The sequence below is a fragment of the Variovorax sp. P4_D9 genome, from assembly GCF_056401695.1.
In genome coordinates, this window is record NZ_JBFUIU010000417.1 from 1 (window position 1) to 7988 (window position 7988).

9 protein-coding genes are annotated in these 7988 nt (G+C 63.6%); all 9 read right to left on the reverse strand.

The window, feature by feature from the left end; genetic code table 11:
- Positions 1 to 98: 98 nt before the first annotated feature.
- Entirely contained in the window at positions 99 to 863 is a 765-nt protein-coding gene (locus tag AC1DY5_RS33355; RefSeq protein ID WP_478118481.1) for an enoyl-CoA hydratase/isomerase family protein, read from the reverse strand.
- Complete coding sequence (locus AC1DY5_RS33360; RefSeq protein ID WP_478118483.1) at positions 860 to 2542, reverse strand: class I adenylate-forming enzyme family protein; 1683 nt, start codon at positions 2540 to 2542, stop codon at positions 860 to 862. Before AC1DY5_RS33360 ends, AC1DY5_RS33355 begins: the two co-directional genes overlap by 4 nt.
- 23 nt (positions 2543 to 2565) lie before the next feature.
- A complete protein-coding gene (locus AC1DY5_RS33365; protein WP_478118485.1) occupies positions 2566 to 3345 on the reverse strand; it encodes an enoyl-CoA hydratase-related protein in 780 nt (259 codons plus the stop codon).
- Positions 3346 to 3358: 13 nt separating this feature from the next.
- A complete protein-coding gene (locus AC1DY5_RS33370; protein ID WP_478118487.1) occupies positions 3359 to 4603 on the reverse strand; it encodes a CaiB/BaiF CoA transferase family protein in 1245 nt (414 codons plus the stop codon).
- A gap of 3 nt (positions 4604 to 4606) precedes the next feature.
- Positions 4607 to 5077, reverse strand: coding sequence for a MaoC/PaaZ C-terminal domain-containing protein (locus AC1DY5_RS33375; RefSeq protein ID WP_478118489.1), 471 nt, complete (start codon positions 5075 to 5077; stop codon positions 4607 to 4609).
- Between the two features lie 33 nt (positions 5078 to 5110).
- Positions 5111 to 6289, reverse strand: coding sequence for a thiolase C-terminal domain-containing protein (locus AC1DY5_RS33380; protein ID WP_478118491.1), 1179 nt, complete (start codon positions 6287 to 6289; stop codon positions 5111 to 5113).
- Positions 6286 to 6711 (reverse strand): Zn-ribbon domain-containing OB-fold protein, encoded by a 426-nt coding sequence (locus AC1DY5_RS33385; protein WP_478118493.1) that lies wholly within the window; start codon positions 6709 to 6711, stop codon positions 6286 to 6288. Before AC1DY5_RS33385 ends, AC1DY5_RS33380 begins: the two co-directional genes overlap by 4 nt.
- Before the next feature lie 22 nt (positions 6712 to 6733).
- Positions 6734 to 7204 carry a MaoC family dehydratase gene (locus tag AC1DY5_RS33390; protein WP_478118495.1) on the reverse strand — a complete coding sequence of 157 codons (471 nt, stop codon included), beginning with the start codon at positions 7202 to 7204 and terminating at the stop codon, positions 6734 to 6736.
- A 12-nt stretch (positions 7205 to 7216) separates the two neighbouring features.
- A partial coding sequence (locus AC1DY5_RS33395) for an acyl-CoA dehydrogenase family protein (RefSeq protein ID WP_478118497.1) occupies positions 7217 to 7988 on the reverse strand: 772 nt, incomplete at its 5' end.

Consider the following 7988-nt stretch of genomic DNA (forward strand, 5'->3'; position numbering starts at 1 on the left):
GGGAGAGGCAGGCCACGTGGCGACCCTGTTCCGCCAACGCCAGCGCGATGGCAGCCCCAATCCCACGGCTCGCGCCGGTGACGACGATGCACTCGCGTTCATTCATCGCGGAACTCCGCCTTCCTTTTCCCGACGAAGGCCTGCATGCCTTCCTCGGCATCGCGGGTGCGATACGCCAGGGTGGAGAGATCTGCTTCGACGCGCAACCCTTCGTGCAATGGCATGTCCAAAGCACGCTGTACCGCCTCGCGGGCGAACTGCAGTGCTCTTAGGCCGTGGCCGCTGAATTCGCGGGCATACGCCTTGGCGGCGACCAGCCCGGGCGCCTCCACGATGCGGTTGACCAAGCCGATGGCCAGGGCTTCCTCGGCATTGACGGTACGGCCAGTCATCACCATCTCCAACGCGCGGCCCTGCCCCACCAGTCGCGGCAATCGCTGCGTTCCGCCGTAACCCGGAATCAGGCCCAGCTTGACTTCTGGCAAGCCGAATTTGGCATTGGGCAATGCGATGCGCAGCGTGCAAGCCAACGCGAGTTCACATCCTCCCCCAAAGGCGAAGCCATTGATCAACGCGATCGAAGGAATGGGAAGTCGATCAAGCAGCGCGAACGCGGACTGGCCCAGCTCCGCGCCTTCGCGCTGTGCTGCGAGCTCGCGCTGCTGCAGTTCCTTGATGTCGGCGCCGGCACAGAAGGCCTTCTCGCCTTCGCCCGTGATGATCAGCGCGCGCGCCTTCGTTCGGCCAGCTTGCTTGATGCATTCGCCGATCTGGCCAATCAGCTCGAAGCTGAGCGCATTGAGCGCCTGCGGCCGCCGGATGGTGAGGACGGCGAATTCGTCGTCATGCGAGAGATCGATCATTGGGCAGTCGCCCGCGCGCGGTAGCGCACCGGTTCGAGTTGCAGGCGGCCGCTAGTCACCCATTGGACGAGTTCGCGCTTGAGGATCTTGCCGCTGGCGGTCAGCGGAAACTCCTGCACGACGACGAAGTATTCGGGCATGTCGAACTTAGACAGGCCCTCGTGCGCGAGATGCTGCAGCAGCTCATCGGCCGCCGGTACACGGTTCTGCCCGATGATCGCCAAGCACACCTTCTCGCCAAGCCGCTCGTCGGCCACGCCGAACGCTGCGGCCTTGCGCACGCCGGGGTGGCGGTGCGCATATTCCTCAATGTGCGCCGGATGGATGTTGTGCCCGCCACGAATGATCAGGTCTTTTTTGCGACCGACGATTTCCAGGTTGCCTTCATCGTCGAAGCGACCGAGGTCTCCGCTCAGGAACCAGCCGCTGCGGTTGAACGAGTTCTCGGTCGCAGCCTGGTTGTTGAAGTAGCCCAGCATCAGCAGGCCGCCACGGCCCGCGATCTCGCCCACCACGCCGCGCGCCACCTCGATGTCCGGGTTCTCCGGGTGCCAGAGGCGAATCTCGTAGCCCGCGCAAGCCTTTCCGCACGTGCCCGTGATCGCCGCGACCGGGTCCGCTGGCTTCGTGTACTGGTGCGAGCCGCATTCGGTCATGCCGTATACGTTCTGCGGCTTCGCGCCCAGCAAGAGCAGCTGGCGAGCGGTCTCTGTGGGAATCGGCGAGCCGGCCATGTAGAAGACCTTGACCGCGCCGAGACGTGTCGTTTCGCGCTTCTTCGCGTCGGCCAGCACGTCCATCGCGTGAGTCGGCACGCCCATCACATAGGTAGCCCCTGTTTCTTCGATCCAGTCGGAGGGTGTGGTCCCGGCCGACGGGTCGTGCATGACGAGCTCACATCCGGCAACCAGCACCTGTTCCAGCGCCACCGTTCCGATGTGGTGACTCATCGGGCTCAATGTAAGCAATACGGTCTTCTCATCGAGCGACCAGTCCGACACCATCGCGCGGCCGTTGGCCAGCAGCGTGTTGTCGCTGTGCATTACCCCCTTTGGGGCACCGGTCGTACCGCTGGTGAAAGCGAGATAGACGATCTGGTCCGGGTGCGTGCTCGCAGCCGGCGCCGGCACGCGAGCGGGCCGCGACGGCATCGGCATCGAGTGCGCTCCGGCGGGCATTTGCGCGTCAGGCGCACGCAACGCCGGCAACGCGTACAGGCGCTTCATGTGCCCCAGCTCCCTTGCCCGCGTGAAGATGTCGACGCCTCCTGCGTCCGCGCCCCAGCCCGGTTGCGCGAACAATGCGCGACATTCGATGCGCGACAGCAGTGTCACGATCTCCGCCACTGTGTAGTTCTGGTGCAGAGATGGATTGCATACGTAGCCGTTGCGCGAGCAGGCGAGGAACACGACCACGTTCTCCAGCCGGTTCGGCAGCCAGATCGATACTCGGTCTCCGGCGCGCAGGCCCGCGGCATGCAGGTCGGCAGCCACCGCGTCCACCCAGGCCACCAGCGCGCTCCAGGTCAGCCGCCTTGCGCCGTCGCGTACCGCATGCGCGTTTCCACGCTCCGTCGCATGCCTGCGCGCGAGCGAGTACATGGTGTCCGTTTGCCAGATGCCCGCGAGGTAGTTCTTCCTGGCGGTCGCCGGGTCGTGCAGCGTGAGCAGGTGCGCCATGGCTTGGTGTCCCACGTCTTGGCTCAGTGACCGAACTTGTCGCTGTCGGGCTTGCGCCGCTCGGCGAAAGAGGCCGCCAACTCCTTGGACTCCTTGGACTCTAAGTAGCCGCGCAGCAACAGGTCGTGCGCCATGCGCGACAAGCCACTCACGCCCCCGTGGCGGGCATTGAACGAGGCCTTGATCGAGGCCAGTGCGAAGGCGCCGCGGTCGGCAATCTCCAGAGCGATCTTTCGGGTGAAATCCCACAGTTCGGCGTCCGGAACGACGTGGTTCACCAGGCCCCACTCAAGCGCCTCCCGCGCGGTGAGCTTGGGATTGCGGTACCACATCTCCTTCGCGCGCTTCTTCCCGATCAGGTCTTCCAGGTACCAGGTGCCGTAGCCGCCGTCGAAGCTGCCGACCATCGGGCCAACCTGGCGGAAGACGGCGCTTTCCTTGGCGACGGTCATGTCACACACCACGTGCAGGACGTTGCCCCCGCCTACCGCGAAGCCGTTGACCATCGCAATGACGGGCTTTTGCAGCCGGTCGATTGACTCGTACATCTCCAACGTTGGCAGCGTGCCGGCATAGAGGCTCGTCGCTTCCATGCCGTCCTTTCGACCGCCGGTGCAGAAGAATTTATCGCCAGCGCCGGTGAGCACGATCACGCGGGTGCGGGTCTCGCGGCGGATCTCGTTGATGCAGTCGCGGATCTCGTGGCACATCTGCTCGGTGAACATGTTGCCGTCGTCGGGACGGTTCATTGTGAGGATGCCGATGGGGCCTTCTTCACGGTAGGTGATTTCCTCGAAGTTCATGGTGTCGTGCCTCTCAAATGATCTGTTGGGTGCGGAGCTGGTCGATGCGCGCGGCATCGCATTCCAGCCATGTGCGAAGAATCTGGTCGGTCTGCGCGCCCAGCTTGGGCGGTGGCGCCCCCGTGCCTTCGGTGCGGCCGTCGAAGCGAATTCCCAATCCCACCTGCGGGATGTCCCCGTCGGGACCCTGCGTGCGATAGATGAAGCCGGACTCGTGCAGCGCCGGATCCTGCGCGAGTTCGTCCACCCGCTGGATCGGACCTGCCGGCACGCGGGCCTTGGCCAGCAGCGCGACCCAGTGCTCATGTGGCTGCGTTTGAAGGATCCCGCTGATGCGCTTCACGATGTCGTCGCGCTTCGCACGGCGCTGAGCATTGCTGGCGAAAGCGGGATCGGCGCCAACCTCGGGCTGGCCAACGGCCTCCCAGAAGCGCTTCCAGATCCCATCGTTGCCGAGTCCGAGCGTCATCGGGCCGTCGGCTGTCTCAAAGACCTGGTAGATCGCGATGACGCTGTCGCGCCCGCCCGCACGGCGTGCCAGTTCGCCCGAGCCCAGATAGGGCATCAGCTTGGGCGTCATGAAGCGCGACATGCTTTCCACCATCGAGATGTCGATGTCGCAGCCCTTGCCCTCGCGCTCGCGCCGCAGCAACGCGGCCAGTACGGCCATTGCCGCGTCGCTGCCCGCCAACAGATCGGCCGCCGGCGTGCCAACCTTCTGCGGACCGTTCTCTGGTTCGCCGGTGAGATCCATCACGCTGGAATATCCCTCGGCGATCAGGTCGTAGCACGGAAGATCCGCCCGGCTGCCCTGCAGGCCGAAGCCGCTCACGGACACGTGGATGAGGCGCGGGTTCAGCTGCCTGAGCGTCGCCGCGTCCAGCCCCAACTTGCGCTGAGCGCGCGCCACCAGGTTCAGCAGGATCACGTCGCACTGCGCCACCAGTTGCTTGAGCACTTCTTGCCCTTCCGGCGCGGCGATGTCGAGCGTCAAACTGTGCTTCCCACGGTTCACGCTCATGAACCAGAGCGACTCACCGTGCAGAAATGGAGGACCCCAGGCGCGCGCATCATCGCCGCTGATTGGCTTCTCCACCTTCACGACGGCAGCGCCCATGTCGGCTAGCAATTGACCCGCGTAAGGGCCGGCGATCGACGAGGTCAGGTCGAGGACGCGGACACCTGCGAGTAGATCCAGTGCAGGAGCAGAGCGCTCCGGCAGTCCGTGCAGGGGAAGTTCGGTATCGGAGCGAGACACTGTTTAATCCTTCGGGCGACGGCGATAGAGGAAGGTCGTCCGCATTTCCTGCGCCACAACGCCATCTTGCTTGACGACCTCGCGCTGGACCACGACCACGCCGCGATCGGGCTTGCTCGTCTCTTTCTTCTCGAGCACCCGCACCCGAGCCCGGATCGTGTCGCCGTGCTTGACGGGCACCAGCATCCGCCACCCGTCGTTCTGCAACAGCGCGATCAACGTGCCGTCGTTGATGCCGCTGGCGTATTGCAGGCCGGCCATCACGGCATACACCAACGGGCCGTGAGCAATGGGTTCGCCGAAGGGCGTGGTCTTGCAGTATTCAAAATTGGTATGGACTTCGTTAAAGTCGCCAGAAAGGCACGCGAAGTTCACGATGTCCGTGAGGGTGATGGTGCGCGCAGGGCTGATGAACTCCTGTCCGATTTCGAAGTCCTCGAAGTACTTGCCGCGCGGCGTGGAAACGATGGTCATAGTGGTCCTTTGGAGAGGGGAGTGCGGTGCCTCTTAGCCCTTGTCGTTGGCGAGGATCACGGTGCAGTGCGAGGAAAGGATTCCGCCTTCGTTGTGAACGAGCGCGACTTCGGCTCCATGTACCTGGCGATCGCCGAGGCCTCCGCGCAACTGCCGAACCGCCTCAACGATGCCGAACAGCCCGCCTGCCGCACCCGCGTGGGCGTGGGACAGCATCCCGCCGTGCGTATTGACCGGCAGCCTGTCGCCGATGGCTGCATGGCCTTCCGCGAAGAAAGCGCCGCCCTCGCCCGGCTTCACGAAGCCGAGTTCTTCGAGTTCGATGATCGGCACGATCGTGAAACAGTCGTACAGCTCGGCGAGATCGATCTCGCGCGGGCCCAGACCGGCCATCTCGTAGGCGATGCGACCCGACTCGGTGGCGCCGAATTCGGTGAGGCTCGGCGCACACATCAGGTGCTCGTGCGTGTGGTACTCGCCGATTCCCTGCAGGTATACGGGCTTGCACTTGAGATCGCGCGCCCGCTCCGCAGAGGTGACGATGAATGCGCCGCCCGCGTCGGAGATAAGGCAGCAGTCGAGCATGCCGAGCGGATCMGCGATCGGCTTGGCGCCCAACACCTCATCCAGCGTCACGCCCTTTTTCATATGGGCATTCGGATTCAGGAGCGCATGCTTGCGCGTCTGCACAGCCACATGCGCGAGCTGCTCGCGCGTGGTGCCGTACACATGCATGTGACGCTTCGCGACCATTGCGTAGTAGCCTGGAATCGATCCGCCGTAGGGTTGCTCGAAGTACGGATGCCCCACCGCAAGCAGCGTGTTGACGGTTGCGTCGCGCGACTGGCCCGTCGCGCGGTTCTCACCGGCGCAAACGAGAATGGTCTCCGCCTGGCCGGCCGCGATCGCTTCGGCGGCATGCTTGAGCATGACGGCGGGGCTACCGCCGCCCACGACCATCGAAGCATTGAAATGGGGCTTGAGGCCGAGGTATTCGCACAAGACCGAGCCGAGCATGAAGTAGGGCTCGGTGAACGAATAGGCCGTCAGCAATCCGTCGATGTCGGAGACCTTGAGCCCCGCGTCGTCGAGCGCACGCTTGGCCGCCTGCGCATTCAGGCCCAGCCCGGACATGTGGGGCACGCGGCCGATCTCCGATTCGCCGACCCCGACAATCGCGACCTTGTTCTTAAGGGAGGTTGGCGTCTTCATGCCTTGCCCCCTTGTGCAACGACGCGCTCGAATTGTGGGAGCATGGCACCACCGCCTCGATCCTCGAAAGTGACCATCACCGGATCCCCGATCGCGACGAGCAATGCACCTTCGCCGATGATGTTGGCCATCATGCGTGGCCCTTCATCGAGTTCGACGAGTGCGACGACGTAGGGCACGCGCGACGCGAACGCGGGGTCCGAGGCACGGTGGATCACGCTGAAGCTGTGCACTTGCCCAGTACCCTTCGCCTCGATCCATTCGAGCTGGTCCGACCAGCACACGGGGCATAGGTGGCGCGGCATGAAATGCAGCTCGCTGCAGGCCTTGCATTTGCGGATGACGAGCCGGCGCTCGCGCGCGGCGTTCCAGTACGGCAGCGAGTCGGCGTTTGCGACTGGTTGCGGCAAAGTGGCTTGCACTGTGGTACTCCTTGTTTTCTGTTCAACTCGCGGCCGTCTCGACGTATGAGTGGGTGCGGATCATCCGCGTCGAGTCATAGGTCATGACGAGTTCGCCTTTGCCGTTGACGACTTCATGTGCGGTGACGACGACGCCGCGGTCTTTCTTAGATGTCACCCGTTTGGACTTCAGCCGGACGTGCACCGCAATCGTGTCGCCCGCGAACACGGGCTTCAGGAACTTTGGCGTCAACTCCATCAAAAAGATGCCCCGGCGGCGCGTAAGTCCAGCTTGCAACACCGCGCCTTCAGCCAGGCACAACACATGCAGACCGGGAGACATGCGTGCGCCGTACTCCTTGGACGACTCAACGTAGCTGAGGTCTGTGAAGGTCGGCGTAAAAAAACGATGCAGCTCGACAAACCGGGAGATTCCCTCCTCCGTGATGGAGACAGCATCGGACGCATGGCGCCACTCCGGCGTATATTCTTCGAAGTAGAGACCTTCCTTCATGTCGCGCCTCGCTCAGTATGACCGAGGCAGACCCAGCACGTGCTGGCTGACGTAGTTCAGGACCATGTTCGGAGAGATCGGCGCAATCTGGAACACACGCGTGTCCCGGAATCGCCGTTCGATGTGATATTCGCGCGCCAGCCCAAAGCCGCCGTGCGTCTGCATGCAGACGTTGGCGAGTTCCCACGAGGCATCCGACGCGAGCATCTTGGCGATGTTGGCGTCGCCGCCGCAAGGTTCATTTCGGTCGAACTTCTCGGCAGCCTTCCAGCGCAGCGCATCGGCCGCCTCGAGGTGCGCGTAGCCGAGCGCGATGGGAAATTGCACGCCCTGGTTGGCACCGATCGGCTTGCCGAACAGCACGCGCTCCTTGGCGTAGTTGACCGCCTTCTCGACGAACCAGCGGCCGTCGCCTATAGCTTCCGACGCAATGATGATGCGCTCGGCGTTCAGGCCATCGAGCAGGTACTTGAAGCCCTTGCCTTCCTCGCCGATGAGCGAAGATTCCGGCACTCGCATGCCGTCGTAGAAGACCTCGAAGGTGTGATGGTTGAACATCACGTCAATCTTGCGGCTGGTGTACTGCTTCGGATCGACCAGACGCTTGTCGACGAGGAACGCCGAGATGCCCTGGTGTGGCTTGGCCGGATCCTTCGGAGCGCTGGTGCGTGCGAACACCATGAACGCATCGGTGTAGTCAAAGCGGGAGGTCCAGAGCTTTTGACCGGTAATGACCCATTCGTTGCCTTCTTTGACGGCCTTCGTCTTGAGCTTGGCTGTATCT